Source organism: Xanthocytophaga agilis (assembly GCF_030068605.1).
Taxonomy (GTDB): Bacteria; Bacteroidota; Bacteroidia; order Cytophagales; family 172606-1; genus Xanthocytophaga; species Xanthocytophaga agilis.
Genome location: NZ_JASJOU010000018.1, coordinates 130,306 through 154,175 on the forward strand (window position 1 = coordinate 130,306; position 23,870 = coordinate 154,175).

Annotated in this window: 16 protein-coding genes; 4 read left to right on the forward strand and 12 right to left on the reverse strand. The window is 41.3% G+C overall.

Annotated features, from left to right (window positions below):
* The first annotated feature begins 271 nt into the window (after window positions 1-271).
* Window positions 272-937: a response regulator transcription factor gene (locus QNI22_RS34435; RefSeq protein WP_314518326.1), complete on the forward strand. Its 666-nt coding sequence runs from the start codon at window positions 272-274 to the stop codon at window positions 935-937.
* Window positions 938-1,357: 420 nt separating this feature from the next.
* Here the strand turns inward: QNI22_RS34435 and QNI22_RS34440 are convergent, their stop codons facing one another.
* The 4 genes from QNI22_RS34440 to QNI22_RS34455 all read right to left on the reverse strand — a co-directional run bounded on the left by QNI22_RS34440 (window position 1,358) and on the right by QNI22_RS34455 (window position 7,518).
* Complete coding sequence (locus tag QNI22_RS34440) at window positions 1,358-3,061, reverse strand: methyl-accepting chemotaxis protein (protein ID WP_314518327.1); 1,704 nt, start codon at window positions 3,059-3,061, stop codon at window positions 1,358-1,360.
* A gap of 168 nt (window positions 3,062-3,229) precedes the next feature.
* On the reverse strand, window positions 3,230-3,721 hold the full coding sequence (locus QNI22_RS34445; protein ID WP_314518330.1) for a chemotaxis protein CheW: 492 nt from the start codon (window positions 3,719-3,721) through the stop codon (window positions 3,230-3,232).
* Window positions 3,722-4,088: 367 nt separating this feature from the next.
* Window positions 4,089-4,727, reverse strand: a complete 639-nt coding sequence (locus tag QNI22_RS34450; protein WP_314518333.1) for a response regulator — start codon at window positions 4,725-4,727, stop codon at window positions 4,089-4,091.
* Window positions 4,728-4,869: 142 nt separating this feature from the next.
* On the reverse strand, window positions 4,870-7,518 hold the full coding sequence (locus QNI22_RS34455) for a PAS domain-containing protein (protein ID WP_314518336.1): 2,649 nt from the start codon (window positions 7,516-7,518) through the stop codon (window positions 4,870-4,872).
* Window positions 7,519-7,913: 395 nt separating this feature from the next.
* On the opposite strand from QNI22_RS34455, the gene QNI22_RS34460 reads away from it, so the two are divergent.
* Window positions 7,914-8,309 carry a response regulator gene (locus tag QNI22_RS34460; RefSeq protein ID WP_314518338.1) on the forward strand — a complete coding sequence of 132 codons (396 nt, stop codon included), beginning with the start codon at window positions 7,914-7,916 and terminating at the stop codon, window positions 8,307-8,309.
* 479 nt (window positions 8,310-8,788) lie between these two features.
* Entirely contained in the window at window positions 8,789-10,654 is a 1,866-nt protein-coding gene (locus tag QNI22_RS34465) for a glycoside hydrolase family 2 protein (RefSeq protein WP_314518340.1), read from the forward strand.
* Between the two features lie 361 nt (window positions 10,655-11,015).
* Here QNI22_RS34465 and QNI22_RS34470 read toward each other — a convergent pair whose 3' ends face one another.
* The 3 genes from QNI22_RS34470 to QNI22_RS34480 all read right to left on the reverse strand — a co-directional run bounded on the left by QNI22_RS34470 (window position 11,016) and on the right by QNI22_RS34480 (window position 14,836).
* On the reverse strand, window positions 11,016-12,179 hold the full coding sequence (locus tag QNI22_RS34470) for a glycoside hydrolase family 43 protein (protein WP_314518343.1): 1,164 nt from the start codon (window positions 12,177-12,179) through the stop codon (window positions 11,016-11,018).
* 546 nt (window positions 12,180-12,725) lie between these two features.
* Entirely contained in the window at window positions 12,726-13,868 is a 1,143-nt protein-coding gene (locus QNI22_RS34475; RefSeq protein WP_314518345.1) for an epoxide hydrolase family protein, read from the reverse strand.
* A 116-nt stretch (window positions 13,869-13,984) separates the two neighbouring features.
* Window positions 13,985-14,836: an AraC family transcriptional regulator gene (locus tag QNI22_RS34480; protein WP_314518347.1), complete on the reverse strand. Its 852-nt coding sequence runs from the start codon at window positions 14,834-14,836 to the stop codon at window positions 13,985-13,987.
* Window positions 14,837-15,464: 628 nt separating this feature from the next.
* Here QNI22_RS34480 and QNI22_RS34485 point away from each other — a divergent pair.
* Window positions 15,465-15,926, forward strand: coding sequence for a GyrI-like domain-containing protein (locus QNI22_RS34485; protein WP_314518351.1), 462 nt, complete (start codon window positions 15,465-15,467; stop codon window positions 15,924-15,926).
* A 375-nt stretch (window positions 15,927-16,301) separates the two neighbouring features.
* Here the strand turns inward: QNI22_RS34485 and QNI22_RS34490 are convergent, their stop codons facing one another.
* The 5 genes from QNI22_RS34490 to QNI22_RS34510 all read right to left on the reverse strand — a co-directional run bounded on the left by QNI22_RS34490 (window position 16,302) and on the right by QNI22_RS34510 (window position 23,687).
* Window positions 16,302-16,700, reverse strand: a complete 399-nt coding sequence (locus QNI22_RS34490; RefSeq protein WP_314518354.1) for a hypothetical protein — start codon at window positions 16,698-16,700, stop codon at window positions 16,302-16,304.
* A 163-nt stretch (window positions 16,701-16,863) separates the two neighbouring features.
* Entirely contained in the window at window positions 16,864-18,066 is a 1,203-nt protein-coding gene (locus QNI22_RS34495) for a S8 family peptidase (RefSeq protein WP_314518355.1), read from the reverse strand.
* 30 nt (window positions 18,067-18,096) lie between these two features.
* On the reverse strand, window positions 18,097-20,121 hold the full coding sequence (locus QNI22_RS34500; RefSeq protein ID WP_314518357.1) for a tetratricopeptide repeat protein: 2,025 nt from the start codon (window positions 20,119-20,121) through the stop codon (window positions 18,097-18,099).
* Window positions 20,122-20,249: 128 nt separating this feature from the next.
* Window positions 20,250-21,689, reverse strand: a complete 1,440-nt coding sequence (locus QNI22_RS34505) for a T9SS type A sorting domain-containing protein (protein ID WP_314518360.1) — start codon at window positions 21,687-21,689, stop codon at window positions 20,250-20,252.
* A 282-nt stretch (window positions 21,690-21,971) separates the two neighbouring features.
* The gene (locus tag QNI22_RS34510) at window positions 21,972-23,687 is read right to left on the reverse strand and encodes an IPT/TIG domain-containing protein (RefSeq protein WP_314518362.1); all 1,716 of its coding nucleotides are present in this window, start codon (window positions 23,685-23,687) and stop codon (window positions 21,972-21,974) included.
* Between the last annotated feature and the right edge of the window lie 183 nt (window positions 23,688-23,870).

Below are 23,870 nucleotides of genomic sequence, written 5' to 3' on the forward strand. Positions count from 1 at the left end.
TTTTCTTTATGTGTCAAACTCGACTTGCATTTTTCTCGTCAAACCAGAAAATGTGGATTTAGATTCTCCAATACTCATAACCTCTATCTATACACACAGGCGATAAAATATCAGCTATAAGCTGAGTTCTGCTCTTTTGTGAAAATTCAGGATACTATATCTGTTAGCATTTTTTTAACGATAAAATAATAGTTACATAAAATTAAGATAACATTCCTATATTTGCGACACTGCTTCAAAATGCTATTTACGTGAAGATTGCCTGAGTCGAATGAACTATAAGATACTCCTTATTGATCCAGAATCATCTGTAACCGAGTTTTTTCGCTCTATACTTCCTACACATCTGTATACTATCAAAAGTGTGAGCAATCAATCAGCATTGGAAAAAAAAATCCAAAAATGGCAACCCGATCTGATTATACTAGGAGATGCGTCTGATACCTCATTTGAACTGTTAACCAGCATAAGTACAAATCCAACAACATCTTCTATTTTTCTTGTCATGCTTGTTGAACAAGCATGTAAAGAAAAAGAAGCGGATGCATTTGATAAAGGAGCTGATGCTTTCTGGATAAAGCCTTTGCCTAAGCAAGCAACCCTGAAACGAACTGAAGCTCTACTCAAGCGAAAGACCCGGTTGACTTCGCTGGAAGAACTACAAATTGGGGAAATACTTATTAGTAAGGATGCCTTTACTGTAAAAAAATCCACTCAGATTATAGACTTAACCCAAATGGAGGTCTCTATTTTGTGGTTTTTGGCAACTCATCCTAATCAGGTATTCTCCCGCCAGGAAATTGCCACATATCTGTCAAGTGATAAAACTACTACTGACAACAGAAGTATTGATGTACACATTCTGTCTCTACGACAAAAAATAGGAGCTGAGTATATTGTTACCAGACGAAAACGCGGGTATCTGTTTAAACTCTAAGCTTAGCTTAGCTTTCACACTAAGTAACACAGATTAACTCTTATAAAAAGAGCATTCGTCCGAACCTTTTTGAGTTATAGCCTATGTCTCTACCAGTAGAGAAATTATGGCTTTCCTTAAAATCTATTAAATCGTCAAAGCATGTGCTTGTTATACATACTTTATTTAGGAATAAATAAAACAAGCTTACTTTTTTCAAAACAAAAGTAAGCTTGTTTTATCAAATCACAAAAACAGTAGGACTCGATTCAAGTAGAAACTTTTCTCCTTACGTTGGGTAATCCTGTAACGGTATTATTCTAACGATAGCAGGTATTCTATTTCTTCTGAGTGCCTTTGTTCACTAAAGATCAAAGAATAATATATACTTTAACTACCTCATAGACCAGTAACAAAGGAATACTTCACAGTATTTATTTTTTAATAGTGTTCATAATCAGCATCCGAAACCTCTCCCTGCATTTCCAGAGTCACTCCATTTGATTTAGGCTTAACTGTCTGTCTTTTCTTCATTCCCCAGACAGAACTGGTATTTCTATAACTATTCTGAGCTGAGTAAGAAGAAGTATTTGCTTTTTGCCGGGATTGTGAACCAGTGTTACGATCCAGAATATGTTCAATACGGAAAAAAGCAACTATATCCCGAAGCTGATCCGCCTGTGCAAATAACTCTTCGGCGCTGGAAGCTATTTCTTCTGCATTGGCCGCATTCGACTGGATGATCTGACTTAACTGCTGAATAGCTGTGTTGACCTGCTCTGCACCTGCGTTTTGTTCTAAGCTGGAGGCCGAAATTTCCTGCACCAGACGTGATGTTTTCTGAATGTCAGGAACGATCCGTTCAAGAACCCTGCCCGACTGATCTGCAATCTCTACACTTGACTTTGATAATACATCAATCTCAGTGGCTGCCAGCTGACTGCGTTCGGCCAGCTTGCGTACTTCTGCTGCCACAACAGCAAACCCTTTTCCATATTCCCCTGCCCGCGCTGCTTCTACAGCAGCATTAAGTGCAAGCAGATTCGTTTGACGGGCAATTTCGCCGATGATGGAGATCTTATCTGCAATCTGCTTCATTGACTGCACCGTCTGATTGACAGTTTGACTCCCATCACGTATATCTTCAGAGGCTTTGAGAGCTATTTTTTCAGTCTGCTGAGCATTATCGGTATTTTGTTGTATGTTGGCAGCCATCTGTTCCATAGATGAGGATACTTCCTCCGAAGCAGCAGCCTGCTCGGAAGCCCCTTCAGACATTTGTTGTGACGAGGCACTCATTTGCTGACTAGCCGCAGCAATATTGTCAGCCGCAGTAGTAACTGATGAGATGACTTCTTTCAATTTGGTAATCATTGATTTTAGATAGTTTAATAATTCACCTACCTCATCCTGACTTGTATTGTCAATAGTGATGGTCAGATCTCCATTGGCAACCGCACTGATTGCCGCTCTTGCCTGAGTCAGCGACTTGGAAATAGAGGTAATAATCCAGTAGGAAACGATAGCCGCAATGAGTACACTAATGACAAGCATAATGATCATATTGTTTTTTCCTGAATCATACAATACATCCGTATCTGCTGCTATTTTAGCCAGTTCCTTCTGGTTTTTCTTTACCAGCTTATAGCCCAGATCTCTGACAGCCAGAAACTGTTCATCAGAAACAGTATTTATCAATTTATAGGCTTCTGCATTGCTTGAGTCAGTATTGATTGTAATGCCCAGATAGAGTACCTGATTCATTGTTTTTATATAGGCTTCTTTTTTTGCAATTAATTCTTCTATTATCTCTTGCCCTTCCTCATCAGCCAGCCCTTTAATCTCTTCCAGACGAGAATCCATCTCCTTTTTACGGCTATCCACCTCTTCCATTAACTGTTTGCCTCTTTCCTGGGTAATAGATAAACAGGCTTCCTTTTCCCGTTTACTGATAAACTGAAGGTCTTCCGTTACCTGACTGGCTAGCAGCATCCGTTTAGCATTGACTTCAACAATCGAATTAAGCTGGTTATTTAACGTATTGGAACTATTATTTCCAATGTAAAAGATAACACCTGAAAGGGCTACAAGCAGGCTGAAGGCAATAATGAGCCTTGCCCGGATAGTAAGTTTTGAAAGCTGCATTTTCTATCTGATTTATGTAGTGTTTGAAAATTCTATACTACTAGACTAATTCTATATTGAAATACATTCACTGAGTTAGGTTAACCTATAGATTTGATGCCAATTGGTTCTAATCTAAATGGGGATAAATGAGTTAGTATAAAGTAAATTAAGCTTACCGGGATAGACTCAATCTACTTGGCCGGATTGGGAAACAGCTGTTAGTTCTTCGGCTGAAAAGACCTGATCCATATCCAGCAACATCACAAAGTGCTCTTCTGTCTTGACCAAACCCAGCAGAAATTCAGATCTATATTTAGATCCCAGGCTGGGTGGAGTCTTAATCTGTTCATTCGTGATTTGAAGTACTTCCTGTACACTGTCTACCAAAGCTCCCAAAACGATGGACTGGTTATCAATAGTTACCTGCAGCACTACAATACAGGTATTCACAGTGAAATCAGTGGGGGTCAAACCAAAACGGATGCGTGTGTCAATTACAGGTAAGACTGACCCACGAAGATTGATTATGCCAGAAATATAATTGGGGGTATGAGGAACTCTTGTAATATAGGGTACTTCAAGGATCTCGAGTACTTTCGCCACATTGACAGCAAAAGTTTCCTCTTCAAGACGAAAGGATAAGTAAGAAAGAGGAACACTGGCAGTTTCTACGCTCATAATTCGGTTGATTTATAATTAGTTGATGAATTCACACACAGATTTGGTTGTAAAAGGGAGCTTTGCTGTCAACGAAGAATACTTAAGTGAATGCTTATCTGCGCCTGGCATAAGTGCCTATTTTCTATTCAAAGATAGGCTGAGAATAAATCTCTGTAAATAAGTAGAAAAGACCCTTTTTAGTTGATTACTTCAAGGGGCATGGTAAGTAGTAAGTTTAGGGAAGGTGGACTAGTGATTTATAACTAGTAGGTCAAACTAAAGGATTTATCTGTCTGATTTAGAACGAGAAACCTTAAGTAGTGGGATGAAAACAATCCACGAAAATGCTATGCACAAGAGTAAATCCTACTTCCAAAACAGATTTTCAATCCAACAGATTAAGTTCAGATGCTTTTCTGATAAGTTCTGCTACGTTTTGGGCTGCTAGCTTTCTAAGCAGGTTAGCCCGATGATTAGAGATGGTATACTCGCTGACCACCAGTCGGTCTGCAATCAGTTTGGTGCTAAGTCCCAGTGCCAATAGTTGTAATACTTCCTTTTCGCGTGGAGTTAAACGGATCTCTACACGCTGATGCAGCGAACGAATGGCTTTGAAAGCTGTATTATAGACAGATTCGCTAAAGTACTCCTTTCCCTTAGCTATTTGGTGGATGGCAGTGACAAGTTCTTCCCCCACAGTGGATTTGGGAAGAAAGCCAAGTACACCCTGTTGCATAGCTTCTATAATATATTCTTCCTTATCCTGCATGCTTAGAAAAAGCACTTTTGTCTGAATGGATAACTGGTTGATTTGCTGAACGAGTTCAATCCCATTCAGATTTGGCATGGCAATATCACTAACCAGAACCTGTGGCGCAAATTCTTTGATAAGGGCAAGAGCCTGAACACCATCAGAAGCCTCTCCTAGTATCTGGATAGTAGGATCTTTTTCCAAAATTAACCGGATTCCCTGGCGAACGATGCTATGATCCTCGGCAAGTACTACTGTTATTGGTTTATCCATCTGAATCAGCTTATATATTCAAAAACCAGATAAATCAGGTAAGAACCTGATTCGTTACAGTGATATACAGGATATTGAAAAAAATCAGGCCATCTCCTATATACGCTTCCTTGTCCTTAGATATAGCAGTTGATTGGCTGTATCAGATGAAGTGTGTGGATAAAGGTACTTCAATGTTAATTAAGCAGCCTCTGCCGGTTTGGCTTTCAATAAAGATTCTTCCTTTTAATGTTTCTACCCGAAACCGCATGTTGAGAAGGCCAAATCCTTTTCGATCTGACAAAAGGGTTTTCTGGGGATCAAAACCAATGCCATCATCTTCTACCATTAGCAGCAGATTGGTGTTTGTATGTGTTATCTGCACTGATATATGACTCGCCTTAGCATATTTTGCAGCATTGCTTAATGCCTCCTGTATCATCCGGTAAACACTTACCTCCAAATTTGAACCGAAACGTGTTCCTTCCAGATCAGAAAAATAGTATATTTCAATACCTGTCACCTTCTGATACTGTTCGATTAGTTGTCTGATGCCTGCATGCAAACCAAAATCCTGCAAGACCAATGGCATCAGGTTATTGTTCATCGCCGATAACTCACTCAGGATCTGATCTAACATCAGACGTGAATCCAGAGGCACCATCTGTTGTACCAGTTGCATTTTCAACACATTCAGCATCTGGCCCAGTCCATCATGAAGCTCGCGTGCAAGCCGTTTTCGTTCCAGTTCCTGTCCTTCTATAAGTGCATTAGCCTGTACCCACTGTTCTTTGAGTTTATTGGAGAGAAGCTCTGTCTGCATTTGCTCAATTTGTTTGCGTACCCGTATTTTTTCGGTAATGTCACGATATAAGTAGGATATTCCTATTACTTCCTGTTCCATGCCATAAATCGGATGTACGGAGACTTCAAAATACAACGTTCTATTCTTATCCTCCTCCGTTTCACTAGTTGGATAAGTATATTGGTATTCATAGCTAAATTTTTCACCCTGCTGAACCCGTGCCCAGTTTTCGATCAGCACTTTTCGTCCCTGCTCACTTATCATAAGGGATATGTCATCTCCTAGGTGAACGTCCCATCCCCAATTTTGTCGCCAGCTTTCTATGTAGGCAGTGTTATAAAAAAGCAACTCAAAACGGGCATTTAAGCCAAAAATAGAATCAGCCGAGTTTTCAATTGCTGAGAGTATATACGATTGATGCTCTTTTAATTGGTGTTGGATAGTGGCTATTTCCTCTATGTCTTTGCAGACCAGCATATATCCTTCATCCTCATCCAGATCCGTAAAACGTGAAAAGGTTAGAAAAATAGAATGCGTCTGCTCATCGGGAGTAAAGATAAGCACTTCACCTTTCCAGGTTTGTCGCTGATTCAGATTCTCATACAGCGTATTAATACTGGAGTTATCTTTGGGCTTAATGGTCAATACCTCAGAGAGTTGTTTACCTACTGTCTGCTCACTGGTTAATCCAAAAATAGCCTGGGCACCGTTGGACCAGCTACGGATCTGAAGTGATTGGGTAAGAGAGATAATTCCAATATCAATCAGTTCAAGCAGATGAGCCTGAAAACGTGTTTTATTTTCTGCTTCTTTCTGATCGGTAATGTCTAGATGAGTACCAACAATACGGGCAGGTCTTTTATTTTCGTTCCAGGCAAGTACCTTACCGCTGCTAATCACCCATATCCACTGTTGGTCTTTTCGTTGTAACCGATGTTCTACCTGAAATAAGGGAATGCTTCCTTTCAGATGCAATTCAAGCTGATCCAATACCCAAGGAGCGTCAGAAGGATGTATCCAGGTAATCCAGTCGTTATTCTCTTTCCTGCTATCCAGTTTATGGCTTGGACTAGATTGAATTTCAGCCAGAGAGAAACCCAGCATATCTGCTTCTCGCTGGTTATAAATCACCTGGCCAGACACAAGGTTCCAGTCCCACATCCCCAAATTGCCTCCTAATAAAGCCAGTTCAAATCGCTGTTTTTTAATTTCCACCTGTTCAATACGTTGGCGTATTTCTTCTTCGCTAGACTTGATTTGCTGATTGGCTTTCTGGAGTTGCTCATTGAGATACTGGAGTTCTAAGGTACGTTCCTCAACCTTTTTTTCCAGTATATGATTGAAGGTATCTTGTAGTCTAAGCTTTACCTGAAGTAATTTCCATAAAAGCAATAAAAGCAGGAATACAACACACCCAATGATTAGAGTAAGAATAGAATGGCGCTCACGTGCAGTATCCAGTGCAGCCTCACGAGAGATGAGTAGTTGCTGCTCCTGTTTTTGTAGCGCATTCAGCTCACGACCAATCAATTCCACCATAATCCTATCTTTTTCCTGTTGATCTCTCCCCCTTTTACCTACACCAATAACGGATTTCATCACTTGCCTGTCAGCGAGTTCCCTGTTTTTAGTCCATTGATTCAGACTTATCTGAATGTGGTTTCTGATTACAGCAAGCTGCTTTTGCATCAAAGGCTGATCTGCTGTCAACGTAGAAAGGGTTTGCAGACTTTTAATCATCTGAGGTTGAACCTGTAGATAAAAGGTCAGAAAAGATGTATCCTGCGTTAACAGATAGGTATGATGGCTCCGGTGTGCATCCTTTAAATACGAATACAGTCGTTCTCCTTCAGTAAGTATCTGATAGGAACGTATAACCCGGTTTTCTGTTTTGTTATGCTGCTTAGTAAGGTCATAACTGAGAAAGACAAGCAGCGCTACCAATAACAAAGATACCCCAAAAGCTATGTAAAGTACTATTTTACTATTTTTAATCACAAAGTTCATCTACTAAATCAATTGTGTAGAATATACAGGTGATAAATTCTTGTACCAGAAGATTAAATCATATCAAAAAGAGCATTATTACAATTTATTACTCCCGATAAAATAAATGACGAAGTTACTATTAGCTTAAATTCAGAAAAGTAATCACTTGTAAACTAGTGATAATTCATTAGTATCACCTCCCCCGAAGTAATCAGCGTAAAAGGGTTCTTTTCCCTTATTTACAAATAGATTCAACCGTTGTAGCTTTGATATAAATTTCGGCCGTTTTTTTAAACATTTCTTTAGCCATGTTGTTTTCCCTTTCTGAAAAGCTTGAAGAGTGCAGTTCTGATCAGACTTATTGCTGAACAAAACTGCACCCATTTTAACACTCTTACTAACTCTATACCACTATGATAAAAGTGTTGATGGTAGAAGATGAAATATTAAATGCTTTCGTCCTTTCTGTTCAGTTAAAACAGTTGGGTTATCAGGTTGTGGATACAGTAACCGAAGGAGAAATGGCTATAGAGATACTAAAAAATGACACACCTGACTTGATTCTGATGGATGTTCAATTGAGAGGTAAACTGAATGGCATTGAAACAATGGAGATCATTCGTACCTTTTCAGATTTACCTGTTATTTATATTACCTCTTACACAGATGCACTTATGATGGAGCGTATGAGCGCAACACGCCGGTCAAATATATTGCAAAAACCATATCGAGAGGAACAGCTTGCAGCTATGCTTGTGTTAGCGCTGGAATCAGATAGTCCGGAAGACAATGTTATCTCAGCAAGCTAATCTAAATTATCTCACATAAGGGGTCTATGCATAAAAGGCGATCAAAATGAGGGTAATTATTGATTCTGCATTTTACTTCAACGCAGAAATTCTCCTTTTATAAAAAAGTTAATGATTTTTTCATGATTAGCACCAAGAACAGTATACCCTAGATCAGCATAATACCCCCTTGATGGCCAATAACCTGGTCAAAGGTAATAGAGTGTCAGTGTAATGGACGTTTGCTGAGTAGGTTACCTGTTTCGTGCTATCTTAAATTATTTAATTTAACTACTACTTTTTAACTACCGCACTCTGTTCGCATTTATGCAGTAAAAGCCGGGTACTAACCCTGATGCTGAAAGCTATGATAAACGGGCAATCTGCTATGTATAACTGTTTTTTACATTCTTTTTTCTGTCTATTTTTGGCTGACTGGTTATACCCTTGACCTTCTACAAGTCTTCATTTGATACTCATTGCCACTTGTGCCAATCTTTATGCTAAAACACATTCTTTCTCTTTCGGTGATGCTGGCTGCCAGCCTTCTTTTCGTTACTCAAGGCGCTAAGGCCCAGCTAGCTTCATCTTCCATTCAAAGGCCCCAGTTGCCAACCCGTTGGACCAAAGTTGCCCTGAAGTCCGCCTTACCACTGGGTGAATACCCGCGCCCGCAATTGCAGCGTAGCGAGTGGCTTTGTTTAAACGGAATGTGGAATTACCGGGGCGGCCAATCGGTCGCTTCGGCTAATAATCCCACTCATACAGTAGAGTTTTCGGCAACGAGTGAAAAAATACGGGTGCCCTATTGTCCCGAATCAGTGCTTTCGGGCGTTCATCGTAAGCAGGAGATCAATATGTGGTACCAGCGTACGTTTACCTTACCCGCTTCCTGGAATGGCAAGCAGGTCCTTCTGCACTTTGGTGCTGTCGATCACAAGGCTACCGTTTTTGTCAACGGCCAGAAAGCGGGCAGTCATGCCGGTGGGTATGACGCGTTTTGCTTTGATATCACTGCCCTTTTGACAAAAGGAGAAAACAGTCTGGTAGTGGCCGCCTATGATGCCAACGATGGACGAACGCCTTCAGGAAAAAACGGCCCCCGAGGCGATTACACCTTTACATCCGGCATCTGGCAAACAGTATGGCTCGAGCCGGTTAATGCCCAGTACATCCAGACATTAAGGCTGCTGCCTGACCTTGCTGGAAATCGCCTCAGAGTAGAAGTTAAGGCCGGCGGGACTTCCATTGCTGGTGAGGCCGCATCCGTTACAGCTGTTGTGCTGGATGGAAAAAAGGAAGTAGCCCGCGCCGAAGCCAAGGCAGGGACAGCGTTCTATGTTCCGATTGCCAACCCCAAACGCTGGTCTCCGGATTCACCTTTTCTGTATGATGTAAAACTCATCCTCAAAACGGCAAACGGACAAGTCTCCGATCAGGTGACAAGCTATATGGGCATGCGCGATGTTAAGCTGGGTAAAGTCAATGGCGTAGTCCGGCCCTTATTGAACGGGCAGTTTCTCATGCAGCTTGGTCTTTTGGACCAGGGCTACTGGCCAGACGGGATCTTGACCGCGCCAACGGAAGAGGCCCTCAAATTTGACATTGAGTATACCAAAAAAGCGGGCTATAACCTGATCCGCAAACACATGAAAACAGAGCCTGACCGGTTTTATTATTGGGCCGACAAGCTGGGTCTTTTGGTCTGGCAAGACATGCCAGCCATCTGGTATCCCGATGAAGATACATTAACCACCCGGGCCACGTTTCGAAACGAACTCAAAGCGATCATCGATCAGCATTACAACTCCCCGTCAGTCATTGCCTGGGTGCCCTTCAATGAAAACTGGGGCGCTTTTGATGTGATCAGTATAACTGACTGGGTTAAGCAGTATGATCCATCCCGACTGGTCAACGGCAACTCGGGTTTCAATAACAATCCATCCTATCAAAAAGCCTATGGCGATCCCAGAAACGGTGATTTTGTCGATACCCACATTTACATCGGTCCCGATGGTGCATCGGAACCTGATGAAAAACGGGCCGCCTCGCTGGGTGAATTCGGGGGAGTAGGTTTGTTTGTACGGGGCCACATGTGGCCGGTGGAAAACAATGCCTACGCCTATGAGCCCACCAAAGCAGCCCTGACTGACCGCTACGTTTTACTGCTTGACCAGGTTGAGCAACTGATGCGCTACAGGGGCCTGAGCGTTGCGATCTACACCCAGACAACCGATGTCGAGCATGAGGTGAACGGTGTGCTGACCTATGACAGACAGGTGGAAAAAATGAATACTGACCAAGTCCGGGCCGTCAATCAGGCCGTCATTCAAGCCGGTTCAACGCTGAATGGCCAAAAAGAATAATCGGCAAATATCTGCCAGTAAAAGACGATAAGAAATGTATCAGCCTACCCATGTTACTGAAGGAAAAGACCTTGTTTTGAACCAGATTATGAGAGGCTACTGTCAAGTAGTTACGTAACATAGGGATTGATTTGAATCCGGTTGCATTTTGACTATAGGGTATTGGCTTTTGAGATGCACCAATTCAATACCAGACATGCAAAATGCGATTTATAGCCTTTAACAAGCTCTTTTTGTAAACCTTCCGGTTGTTTTGTTTCCATAATCGAACAGCAAGGGTCCACCTATGAACCCTTGCTGTTCGATTCATTCATTTCGCTTGAAGTGACCGAGTCCTGGCAGACCAGGGACAGTGGCGATGCTACTTGCCCGAAGAGGTTGGCTTTACTCCGGAAGGAAGCTTTTGTGGGATGGTAGTCGGACCGTAAACCTCTATGTTTCCGTTTTTCACCTGCATACGATCTATAAATACAACTCGTTCGTCTCCTGTTTTGGCTGTTCTTCCATGATACACACAGAACATTTCTTTCCCATCCGGCGAGTAGGCAATGCTGTTGTGGCCTGTACCCGTTACTAATCCGCCTTCTCCTGTGTTTTTCTGTAATACAGGATTGTTATCGGCTTTTTTATATGGACCCAGTGGGGAGTGGGAGGTTGCATATCCGATTGCATAATGTGCTCCACCGAAATGATTGGCCGAATACATTATGTAATACAGATTGTCTTTTTTAAAGGTAACCGATCCTTCTGTCCAGCGACGGTTTACTTCACGCTCAGTAACCGAGCGGCTTTCCCATTCTGCCTGTGTATCGCTCATTTGAGTCGGTGGCCTCAACACTAAGACAGGTTCTCCGATCACGCCTGAAAAGTCAGGTTTGAGTTCAACGCCATACACCCAGCTTTCTTCAATCTGATTAAACCATCCCTTTTCTTTCGCCAATGCTGCCACTTCGCTTTTCACCGGATGTTTGTAGCAGCAACGGGAATAATATAAATAGATTTTGCCATTGGTATCAAAAAAGACATTGGCATCGATGACTGGATACCCAGGGTCAAAAACAGGTTTGCTGGAAAGGTCAATAAAAGGTCCCGTAGGCTTGTCGGCTACGGCTACGCCAATCCGGAAATTTTCCACCTCCTTGGTAGGATTGACGTTCCACTGCGCACTGTAAAATAGGTAAAATTTCCCTTTCACCTCATACACTTCCGGAGCCCAGTAAGCCCCTCCCCAGCTGGCATTCGGGTCACTCCAGCCGTTTTTATTGTTGTGAAAATACACCTGGCCTTCAAATTTCCAGTTCACCAGGTCTTTGGAGGAATAAGCCGCAAATCCCTTATCCGCTCCGCCGGTTCCGTACAGGTAATAGGTTCCTTTTGTGTACAATATGTATGGATCACCCAGTTGTACTGGCAGTGGATTGGTAAACGTAGCTTTATCCGTAGTCATACTTTGGGTAGGCTGGGCTAGTCCAGCATGTAAAACAAGTACGGTAAAGACACAAAAGAGGAGCAATACTTTTTTCATAGCAAACTTCAAATTTCATTTAATTTTCAACAAATTGACATCAGTAAAGCAGGTCTACGGGTATAAAGCAATCCTTAAATGCAGCTTGACACGTTTACCATGCTATAACAGATGAGCGAAGAGCACACTCTTTTCCCTGTTTCGCATGTACTACTTCAGCGAACATCTGGGATAAATCAGGCTTTTATTCGGCTTTTACTATAGTTTATCCGGCCTCAAGCCAGTTTCTTTTCATTCCTAAGAGCAAGGTACTATATTTAGGCTAGCCAGCCAAACAACCGGAATCTGCTGATACAACAGAATTACGTATGCTTGGTGAAAGAACCAACAGGCAGATAGTGGGTCAGCGTCAGATTGTGTATAATGGAGTAGATGGGTAAATAGCCTGTCTGTTAGTGGCCCAATCTGATTTTACTCATCCAGCCAAAGTTTAACAGACAGGCTACGACACTTCCAGGGTTAAAAGCAGGCAGGAATCCCTACATGCCTTTGGAAGTGGTAAGTCACTTAAAAACCAAAAACCTATCCGGAATAAATCTCAACCGGTCAATCCAGTTCCAGCTTTCCAAAAAAGTTATTTAATTCAGTTGCATATACCTGGGGTACTTCCAGTGCGGCAAAATGTCCTCCTTTTTCCGGTTTGGTAAAGCTTACCAGATTGACCTTTCTTTCGGCCCATTCCTGTGGAAACTGAGCTTCTCCCGGAAACAGGGATACGGCTGTGGGTACACTGACTTTCTGAGAGGATTTCAGTCCGCCGGTGTAAGCGGCTCTTGCATTCTCGGCATATGTCCGGATGGAACTGTTGATCGACTGGCTTACCCAGTAAATCATGATGTTGGTGATCAGCTCATCTTTCGTAAAACTATTTTCGATATGGCCCTGGTTATCGCTCCATGCATTGAATTTTTCCAGTAACCATCCCGCCAGGCCTACCGGAGAGTCGTTCAGCCCGTAACCGAGTGTCTGGGGCTTGGTAGACTGAATCATATTGAAAGCCCCTTCGCTGAAAAACCAGCCCTGAATTATCTGCCCAAACGCCTGTTCGGCCGGCGACATCGTGCTCCAGTCTTCCTGGCCGTCGGGATAGCCCACATCGGTAAGGTGTAAGGCTTTTACCTGTTCAGGAAACTGCACCGCCATGGATTTCCCGATAAGCGTACCCATATCCCCACCAGCCACAAAGTATTGCGTATACGACAGTACTTCTGTCATCAGCCGGTGAAACAGGATAGCAGACACATCGCCATTCACAGCCTGAGGACTTGAAAACCCAAACCCCGGTATGGAAGGAATGATCAGGTCATAGGAAGGATCGGAAGCGGCAAGCAAGGGAATGATCTTATGAAAACGATAGAATGAATCCGGCCAGCCGTGAATCAGCAATAACGGCTTTTTCGCAGAACCCTTGCCTTTGATATGAATAAAATGGATGGAAATGCCATCGATAACGGTGGTGTACTGCGGCAATTGGTTCAGGGCTTCTTCGTGTGTACGCCAGTTGTAGGTGTTTGCCCAGTAATTGGCCAGTTCTTTGAGATACTCCGAATCTGTACCATACCCCCAGCCTGACCCCTCCGGCTGGGCTGTCCAGCGGGTGTTTTTCAGTCTGGACAAAAGGTCGTCCAGTTCAGTTTGTGGAACAGAAATGCGGAAGTCAGAGATACGCAGGTCGTTGTTGGTAGCCATGGTTACTGTTTTTTTAGGATGGTAAATCTTTTCAGGATTATACACCAAAGGTACAAACCCTAAGAAACAGGGTATTGTAAAAAATTTACCTCCCGAATCTGCGTCTGACTAGTTCTCTAAAAAAGCTGGATATCGGTCAACAGTTTGTTGTGTTCCGATGCAACACTACGATTGAGGTATTCCAGCGGACTGAGCCCGGTAAAGTGAATAAATTCTTTAATGAAATGAGACTGATCAAAATACGCATGCTCGTAGGCGACCGATGCCCAGTTTACCTGCCCATTAGCTTGCCGCAAAGAGCCCAACACATTTTGGAACCGTTGCAGGCGCTGTAGATATTTTGGGGAAAACCCTGTTTCTTTTTTTACCATATGGATCAGGTGTTTTTGCGAATACCCTGACCTGCTGACCAGCCAGTCGATAGGTTGATGGATATTTGTATGAATAAATTTAACAACCGATGATTCAAAGCTATTGTTCTGAATATAGTTTTGAAAATAGGATTCTATATGTTGGAAATTCTGGTTGATATCGGTTTCATTCACCAACCGCTGATAGAGCCTGCTAAAGGAGCTACCGAGCAAGAGTTCGATTTCCAGACCAGGATGAATAATCTCAGACATGGGAATCTTTGTAAGAGCATAAAATCCTCCGACGGCAAATCGGATACTTAGAATAGCGGAATCCGTGTTGTTTTTATAGACAATGGCTTTGGCATTGGCTCCTGAAATCCAACCATGCTTCATGGTATGTTCACCAGTAAAACTGGGTTCTACAGTATTGGCTTTTGTAAAACTGGTTGCTGTAAACAGGGTATTGGTGGTATGAACCCGGAGTTCAATGACTAGGTTTATTCTGCCATCAGGCAATTCCATCAGATACGGAAAGTGTTGTGGGCCATTGGCATAAATAATGTGCTCTATGTATTGCGATAACGGATAGGTCGGTATGTGCTTTCTGAAAATCAATAGATTGCGCTTTAGTGGTTGGCAGATCAATGGTACTGAATCTACAAATTTATTCTACCCCATAAAATCCCAATGACATTTTTTAGCATTTGCAATACGTTTATTCCTCTATGATGCGAATCTGAATCTAGTTTCCGTCAGGCAGCAGGAAGTTTTTTAAAACCTGGTGTGAGGAAGATAACTCAGAAGGCAACTTTGCATTGTTTAAGTTGGAATGCAAACATTGGTACTATAAGGTACATGCAAAAGCAAAATTGGTAAAGAATCGTAAACAGACTTAGAAGAAAAAATGCTGAGAATCAGAAAATGGACTTAATCGATGACAATTTCAGTCTACTCGAAAAATTTATTCCGAAAATTACTGATATCTGTGTGATTGGCCACGACTTAGCTGGAATTCCTCCTTTTATGGAAGCCTTAAATCATTATTTACATGACACTAACAAGTATGTTTGAATCAAGCATAAAAAATGCTCATCCCTATTGACATAGGGTTGTCACTAGTACAGTTGAAATTTGTAGCATAAAAATGTTACCACTTGCGAAAAACGTTACTACCAAATCCTTTATATAGATATGTTATTCGCATTGGAAACTCAATCACCAATATCAACCAAAATCTAAAATAATGCACAATCAAATTATTCAAAAATTTTATGTAATTGGTATCTCTATCCGAACAACAAATGAAAACGGACAATCAGCCAAAGACATTGAGACAGTGTGGGGCAAATTTTGGGGCGAACAAATTCAAAATCAAATTCCCAACAAAGTAAATGATGATATTTACGCCGTTTATACCGATTATGAAACCGACTTCACCGGTCCCTACAGTGCTATTATTGGATTGCCCGTAAGTTCATTAGAAACCATACCTGAAGGTTTTACAGGAATCACAATCGAAAAAGCAGCCTACCAAAAATTCGTTTCAAGAGGTAAAATGCCTGAAGCAATTTTTAATACCTGGGTAGAGATATGGCAAAATACAAATCTGAACCGGGCTTATAAGACTGATTTTACAGTCCACGGGAAAAAATATAACAATGGCGACCAGTCTGAGGTAGAAACTTTTATCTCAGTAAAAGAATAAAAATAGTAAACTCCTACTCAACTACATTGAATATTAGCTATACAAAACGTAGACCAAAAAACGCAAGCATTCAGTGAAATATCCAGTGTATTTCATGGGATACTTGCGTTATAAAATTCAACTTTTAGATAACCCATTTACTTATATACATAAGGGTATGTAGCTTTTTCTGTCAATCTAATACTTTATTAGATCCCTTCATAATGGCATAATGGGTAACACTAGATTTTGCCCGTTCAGGCAAGCCAGCTTATAATGACTAAGAATTAGAGATAATCAGCAAACTTGCTACTCTGAGGAACTGATCCGGGAAACATTCCTCGTGCCTTTGCACCTTTCAATCACAGTATTTTCGGATCAGTTCTGTTTTTTCTTTTACTGAGCTGGTTCAGAAACCACTTTGTCAGTAAGTGGCTTTGTCACTGCTTTTTGTGTGGTCTTAGCAGAAATCTTTGTTGAAGGAGTCTTTGTCGTTTCTTTTACAGTCGGAACAGCTGTATCTGCTCCTTGTTTTATTTTTGCTGCATTTGTTTTTCCCAAGACCTTTTTCTGGGATTCTTGTGCTTTTCTTAACTGCTTGATCGCTTTCTTACTTGCCTTTCTGGTTAGCTTCTTAAGTTTTTCTGGTTTTACTATGCCTTTCTTTTTATCGGCGGCTTTGTTTAGTGAGTTTTCCAGAAACTCAAAAATGGTTACAGCCAATTGAGTTGTTAACTGTTTTTTTAATGAAGGTTCTTTAGATGGTTTGATAAGTTGTTTTTTGGATTTACTCATAAGAAATATGTTTTAAGATGTAGCCTTTTTGTTGAATTCAAAATTAGGACATCTTTTTCATTAAGCAATATTTAATTAATATTATTTTAACAATTCCTTAACATTGGAAATAAAATCTATTGGATAACTGCAGGTTAGAAGGATACAGCCAAAATAAAAAAGACTATAACTTGTGTGGAATAGGCGCTGGCGGACTATCCGGATCATTCTTTACATAACCAGATAAAGCAAATTTCCTACCATCAAGCAATAACAATCCGGCCAGGTGTGGAGCTGCTGAAGAAGTACCACTCATAGTGGCATACTGCTGGTTTCGGTAAGTAGACAGAATACCAACTCCCGGAGCTACTACATCGATAAAATCACTCCCATAATTGGAAAAGCCTGCCCAGGTATCGGTATCGTCCATGGCTGCGACAGTGAATACATTGGGATGATTAATGTGAGATGGAGAAATCAACGCAACAGATTGGCTGGTGTTGCCGGCAGCAACTGCAAATAGTATACCTTTATTAGCAATGGCTATTACTTGTTTATCAATACTGGGTGAGATAGTATCTACTACCAGACTCATATTCACAACATCTCCTCGTGAAGCATGTTGATTAATATATTCCAGTGCAGCTACTACTGAAGAACCTCTGCCTTCTCCCAACTGGTTTAGTACTTTTAAAGAAACCAAATTTGCACCAGCTGCGACTCCAACTACTCCAATGCCATTGTTTTTAGCTCCAACAATACCAGCCACATGGGTACCATGTCCATGTTCGTCCTCAACTGAGCTTTGGCCTTCAATAAAACAACGACTGCGAATGATATCAATATTTAGGTCAGGGTGTTGAGTATCAATGCCACTATCAATTATCCAGACGGTCCGTCCAGTGCTGGCACCATCTCCATAGCCTACTCGTTTTACTCCCCATGCTATCGTATTACTATCTACCACAGCAAGACAGGCAGAAGCGATGGTCACCACTCGATCTGGTTCGATAAATTCAATAGCCGGATCATTTTGCAAACGTGTTGCCTGTTCAGTTGTCAGTCTGCAGATAAAGCTATGCTTGAAGACTGACCGCAGTGTCTGATCCGGAATAGCATTTCTGCCAAGAATGGTTTTCGCAAACACAGAAAGCTTTTCGGGTGTTCGAAGGGTTGGATTTACAATCTCTGAACGATAGTTAATGATATATATGCCTTCAATCACTCTTCCATTATTAGGCGATTGATCAGAAAAACAGGAAACAGGAATAATACCCGGATCAATATTCAGTTCTTCCTTTTTCTTACAACTCACTAAATACCATACAAAACAAAGGATACCGACAAAAAGAAAGTTACGCTGAATGAAAAAAGAAACAGGTTTCATAGAATGATAAAAGTAACTATACACAATACCTTAATTCGGGCAGATTTGTTGCATATAGGCAGCTTCCGAACGATAACCCAATTTATAAGCTTGTCTCATATCCCCACACACAGTCTCTGTCAAACCAAGACTTTGATTGAGATATGCCCGGTTATAGTAAGCCTCTGCCAATAGCGGATCTGCCTCAATAGCCAGGCTAAAGGTACTAAGAGCTTTTTGAAATTGCTCTATCTTCACCTCTAGTAATCCTCTTAAATTGTATGCCTTTGCAAAGGCAGCATCAATCTTGATGGCTTGGTTACAATCTCGAAGGGCCAAATGCACTTTTTCTTGAAGATAATATACTTCAGCTCTATGATAATAGGCATCTTTTGCATGTGGATCTTGGTCAATAGCCTGGTTCAGATCAGTAAGAGCTTCTGCATACTTTCCGGCTTCCAGAAAAAGGATGCCCCGATTCAGGAAAAAGTCCGAATCAACAACAGGAAAATGCTCTGCTCTTGTAAAGTCAGCGAATGCCGCAGGAAAATTTTTCAGTTGAGCATAGACAGATCCTCTGTTGATATACAGAGAGGACGCATATACTTTTGTTGAGTCGGCAAACAAAATGGCTTGAGAATAATCTTTCAACGCGCCAATATAATCCTTTACACTTGCTTTGATTCCTGCTCGGCTACCATAATAGCCGGCTTTGTTAGCGCTATCGAGAACTATACATTTTTCAAAGTCTGCATAGGCTCCTACTGTATCATTATGTTTGATGCGTGCATGTGCCCGCAGGTTATATGCTTCTGCAAAAGCAGGATATTGTTGAACAGCATTATTCCACAAAGACAAATCCTCCTTCCATAAGGTAGATTGGCGATAGGTACCTACTGCCAGCAAAGCCAGATACACAAAACCCACACCTACGATAAGGGTCCGATAAGATGAAAATCCTGTGACTATTTTCTGGAAGCTGACTGCAACAATCCAGAACACACCCAGAGAAGGAATATACGCATAGCGGTCTGCCATTATAAAGCGTCCCACAGGTAAAAGCTGCAATACCATGCAAATAGAGGCTGTAAAAAACAGAAGACCAAACAGATATGCCCTGCTAAATCGTATAGAATACAATACCAGTCCTACCAATAACAGGGTAGCTAGTACATATGTCACATAGATAAGAGGTATCCACTGCCCTGACTTTTCGGGATAAGGGTAGATAGCAGACAATTCAAGTGGGCATAGTAGTTTCATCAGGTATTGCACAAAGGCATAACTAGCCAAAACAATACGTTCCGCAAAATTCCAGGGATCATTTTCAACAATTGACTGAGAAGCTTTTTGTGCCCAGATCGCAACTATACCAAAACACAGCGCCATGAGAAAAAACGGAATTTTCTCCATCAGAACTGTACGACTAAACATCTTTCGCTTCAGCAGGTAATCAATGGCTAGCAAAATCAGAGGCAATGAAACTGCCATCGCCTTAGATAGGATAGAGAACAGAAATAAAAGCAGAGTGTATATATACAGGGAAGTTTTTTGTTCTCTGGTATACTGAGCATAACAGAGTAATGCCCAGAAATAGAAAAATGTATACAGAACATCTTTGCGTTCAGCAATCCAGGTAACGGATTCGACATGAATGGGATGTAAGCCAAAAAGTATGGCACAGATAAGAGCAATCAGAGAAGAGGGATTTAGTTTACGAACCAGAAAGAAGACCAAAGCTGTATTACCCAAATGAAGCAGAATATTAGAACAATGATACACCTGCGGGTTAAGCTTACCCAATGCATAGTCTACAGAAAGTGAGAGAATAGTAAGCGGATGATAATTACCAAATGTATATTCTGTAAAAATTCGTTTTATATTAAAAAAAGACCATTGTCGTATGACAGGATTATCAACTACATAGGGAACGTCATCCCAGTTAAGAAAAGAGGCACTTAAGGCTGGAGAGTAGGCAAAAAAAGTAAATACCAGCACATATCCCAGATGAATCCATGTAACCAGATCTGGAGTATGGGCATAAGCTATTTCGGGTTGGACAACCTGTGTTTTCATAAAAGTAATAATGCGGGAATAACAAAAAGGTATCCTGTATACCCATTAGCTGAAATGATCAAGCAGTAAAAGCTGATCAGCACATTGTTATGTGCGGATCAGACAATAGTTTATGATTACAATAGGCATTATTGCTTTACAACAGAGAATGTTTGTGTCTTAGCCCCCACACTCACTTGCATCAGATAGATTGCGCTGGGTAGAGCTTTATCTAATTGTATAGGTTGGGTTAGGGAATGGGCTGAAGATTCATATACCAGTCGGCCTTGCACATCGGTTATCGTAATACGGGCTTTCTGTTCTGAGGTATTATTACCAAATACATAAAGCGCATCTACAAAAGGATTAGGTCCTATAGTCAGACTGCGTTCTTCCGGCTGACTTTCCGGTGAACTTACCCGTGCGGAGCTTGACGCAGACCCGCCATATACATACACATAGATAGGTCTGCGGTTTAATATCAGGCCTGGCACAACAGTATTACTTACCTGACAGGTATAGGTTCCTGCATCATCACTACTAATAGGATTAAGTGCCAGATAAGGTGTGGTCAGTGTATCAATAGCTACACTGTCTTTAAACCATATGTACTGATTATTTGCACTATTGCCAGCATAATTGGCAGAAAGCTGAATAGAACATCCGGCAGTGGTAACCACGATACCTTCGTTGCCAATATCAGCCTGCGGAGCATAGAAGCCAGATCCAAAGAAGCGATTTACAATCGGCTCCAGATCTTCAAATGTCAGACGATTATCATTTACAATACTAAAACTCAATCCGGAAGGTAAAGCTGGTAGAGCCGAAAGACGATTTCCATTAACAGCCAGATAAGCAAGGCTGGCAGGCAAGGTAGGTAATGTACTCATGCGGTTATTATTAGCAATCACAGCACTTAAGCTGGCTGGCAAAGTCGGCAAAGCACTAATGCGGTTAGAACTGATATTCAGACTGGTTAACGCCGCAGGAAGAGTAGACAAAGAACTGATTCGGTTATTAGCAACTGCTAAATTAGTCAATCCGGCTGGTAATGAAGGCAGTGAAGACAATCGGTTTGAACTTGCATCTACTACTTTCAAAGCTGCTGGAAGTGCAGGAAAGCTTTGAATCTGATTGGAACCCACGCGTAGCACTTCTAATCTGGCTGGCAAGGCAGGTAAAGCCGTGATTACATTGCTTTCGGCATTTAGTGAAACCAATGTAGCAGGTAAGGAAGCAATGCCAGAGATTTGGTTCCCAATTACCTGTACATCTAGCAGTGGCAGATTTTTCAGCGAAGCAGGTAGCTTTCCAGTCAGGTTATTGTATGACAGATTCAAGGCAACCACATTACCTGAACTGTCTACGGTAACACCATACCAGGTACTGACAGGCTGAGAACTCAACCAATTGTCTTTTGAGAACCAGTTAGTGCCATTTGTAGCATTATAAAATGATACCAACGCTTGATACTGACTGGCAGATACGCCTCCCTGAGCCTGGACACTCCAAACGGATAGCAAACAAAGTACTAAGGCAAACCAACATGCAGGTTTATGCAGCAGGCAGGAAAAGTAAGAGTACAACATAGTAAGTGTGATTGAAGTGATTAATTAATAAGTAGTAAAACCAGACATATGTCTGTTGATGAAATGTTTCCTTGTTAAAAATTATATTTTGCATGGTATCTCAAAAGCTCTATTTTATCAGAATAAACTTTAATAATGCTTAGCGCCATTAGTTAGGATAAAGCATTGGCAGGCCTTTGATATATCATTATTTTTCCTGTCAATGCCCAACCTCTGAAATACTATAACATCAGCCTAAAAAATCACATTCGAACACGTAACACCAGCCTAGGTATCCTCATCTCATTCAACTATGAAGAAATTTACATAGCTAGTCAAGATTATAGATTTTGTGATAATACCACCGCCATCCAGATTACTTTCCATTAGGCTATAACCAGAATTGTCTGCCCATTGTACTTTTTGTTTTACGGGATCGAGTGTAAGGAATTGCGTACTCGAAATTCCACCAGTACCTGGCGCCAAAGTGTTTAATGAACCCAGTGAAACAGATGTTCCGTTGACATTACCCCAGAGAATACGATCCGGTTCACCCCAGTTTATATTGGAAACCTGATCCACTATATAGATACGTATTGTACCATTAACAGCTATAGCATCTATATCCAAAGGAAAAAGAGGGGCTGCTCCTGAAACAGTCATAAAAGAAGGCGTGCCCGATCCATCGATGCTTCCTTTACCAATCTTTTGACTGTTCTGATCAGTCCAGTAAATGTCAGATCCTACTACCGCGATGCCAAAAACTCCCATTATCTGATCAGAAGGTGAATCTCCATATAAGATTTGTATGGTTCCACTACCATCTGCATTAGCAGACTTAATCTGATTATTGTTGGAGTCAGTCCAGTAAAGCTTGCCATTTACGGCTTCCAAATCCGTAACAATGCCAGCTCCTGTAGGATCTGTCTGAAATAGTACTTTAAAGTCTGTCCCATCCAGATTAGTTAATGCCATAGTATTAAAACCACCATAATAAATTTTGCCTCCTGAACGGTCTACCGTCATACATCGATTGGACGTACTGATTGGTAACAAAGCATTGTATTCATTACCACTACCATCAATGCTTCTGCGATACGTTGAATTTCCGTCTGTATAGTAAATGGTTGATATAATATTGGTCAAAGGTTTAAGTGTGATTTTCATCTCACTTGTTATGGGCATATCCCCAAAAATCATAACAATCGGAAAGTCTCCTGTACCCAAACCAGCAGGTAAGGTTAGCTGCGCTTCTGTATTACTTAAAACTGAATAGTTGTTGATAGCCTGGCCGTTGATGCTGAAGCCGTTGATAGAAAACAATGCATCACCCTGTAAAGCGATTGTCATACCTTCGGTTGCTTCTGCAGGAGAAATAGAGGCAAGCGAAGGTTCTTTTACAGTAAAGACGGGCCCTGTAAAAGTAAGGCCTTCCTGAACTAATGATACTGGTCCGGTCCGGGCTGCCTGAGGTACACCAATCATTAACAAAGTATCTGTCGCATAGAAAACAGTATTTCTCTCACTATTGGTAAAATTCACATACGCTTTTCCTTCTAAAAAGTCATTTGTTCTGAAGTTTTTCCCCTTGATTTCTACTACTCCACTTCCAAGAGGTGCTTCTTCTGAACTAGTCGGAGAAATAGAAGTAATGACAGTGCCACGGCTTCTGATTTTGAATGGAAATTCGGCACTGATTCTGTGATTGGCATCAATCACAACAGGACCCGATTCAGCACCATAGGGAACTATGATCCGCATTTGGCTTTCATTTCCATCTATTAACCTGGCAGCCTTTCCATTAAAAAGTGCAAAGTTATCTTCTGCATAGGACTCAAAGAACTTTCCGGAGACTATAACAGTATCTCCAATATAGGCACTGTCCGGACTAATAGCCGTAATGACAGGCAATGTGACTTCTTGCTCTTTTTTGCAGGAAGTCGAAAAAAGAGTCACACTTACTAAAAAGAGTAAAACCAAATAGTATAATTGCAAAAAGAGCGGGTATGATTTTTTCATACTTAGTTGGCAAGTGATAAGAAAATAAATAACTTCGCTTTTTAAGATCAGATCTATGATATAGATGGTCTTTTAAAATGGAGCATAGCTGCGAACTATGCCCCATACTGAAAGTCCCTTCCATCTATGTTGTTTTATAAAACAGAGGAGTGAATGTTATTCTGGCATACCTCCTCTGTTTTG

Bases quoted from the DNA above. Each gene is read 5' to 3' on its own strand.
- QNI22_RS34450 (WP_314518333.1), bottom strand. From the start codon at position 4,727: ATGGATAAACCAATAACAGTAGTACTTGCCGAGGATCATAGCATCGTT.
- QNI22_RS34460 (WP_314518338.1), top strand. From the start codon at position 7,914: ATGATAAAAGTGTTGATGGTAGAAGATGAAATATTAAATGCTTTCGTC.
- QNI22_RS34500 (WP_314518357.1), bottom strand. From the start codon at position 20,121: ATGAAAACACAGGTTGTCCAACCCGAAATAGCTTATGCCCATACTCCA.
- QNI22_RS34445 (WP_314518330.1), bottom strand. From the start codon at position 3,721: ATGAGCGTAGAAACTGCCAGTGTTCCTCTTTCTTACTTATCCTTTCGT.
- QNI22_RS34455 (WP_314518336.1), bottom strand. From the start codon at position 7,518: ATGAACTTTGTGATTAAAAATAGTAAAATAGTACTTTACATAGCTTTT.
- QNI22_RS34495 (WP_314518355.1), bottom strand. From the start codon at position 18,066: ATGAAACCTGTTTCTTTTTTCATTCAGCGTAACTTTCTTTTTGTCGGT.
- QNI22_RS34485 (WP_314518351.1), top strand. From the start codon at position 15,465: ATGCACAATCAAATTATTCAAAAATTTTATGTAATTGGTATCTCTATC.
- QNI22_RS34435 (WP_314518326.1), top strand. From the start codon at position 272: ATGAACTATAAGATACTCCTTATTGATCCAGAATCATCTGTAACCGAG.
- QNI22_RS34440 (WP_314518327.1), bottom strand. From the start codon at position 3,061: ATGCAGCTTTCAAAACTTACTATCCGGGCAAGGCTCATTATTGCCTTC.
- QNI22_RS34510 (WP_314518362.1), bottom strand. From the start codon at position 23,687: ATGAAAAAATCATACCCGCTCTTTTTGCAATTATACTATTTGGTTTTA.
- QNI22_RS34470 (WP_314518343.1), bottom strand. From the start codon at position 12,179: ATGAAAAAAGTATTGCTCCTCTTTTGTGTCTTTACCGTACTTGTTTTA.
- QNI22_RS34505 (WP_314518360.1), bottom strand. From the start codon at position 21,689: ATGTTGTACTCTTACTTTTCCTGCCTGCTGCATAAACCTGCATGTTGG.
- QNI22_RS34490 (WP_314518354.1), bottom strand. From the start codon at position 16,700: ATGAGTAAATCCAAAAAACAACTTATCAAACCATCTAAAGAACCTTCA.
- QNI22_RS34475 (WP_314518345.1), bottom strand. From the start codon at position 13,868: ATGGCTACCAACAACGACCTGCGTATCTCTGACTTCCGCATTTCTGTT.
- QNI22_RS34465 (WP_314518340.1), top strand. From the start codon at position 8,789: ATGCTAAAACACATTCTTTCTCTTTCGGTGATGCTGGCTGCCAGCCTT.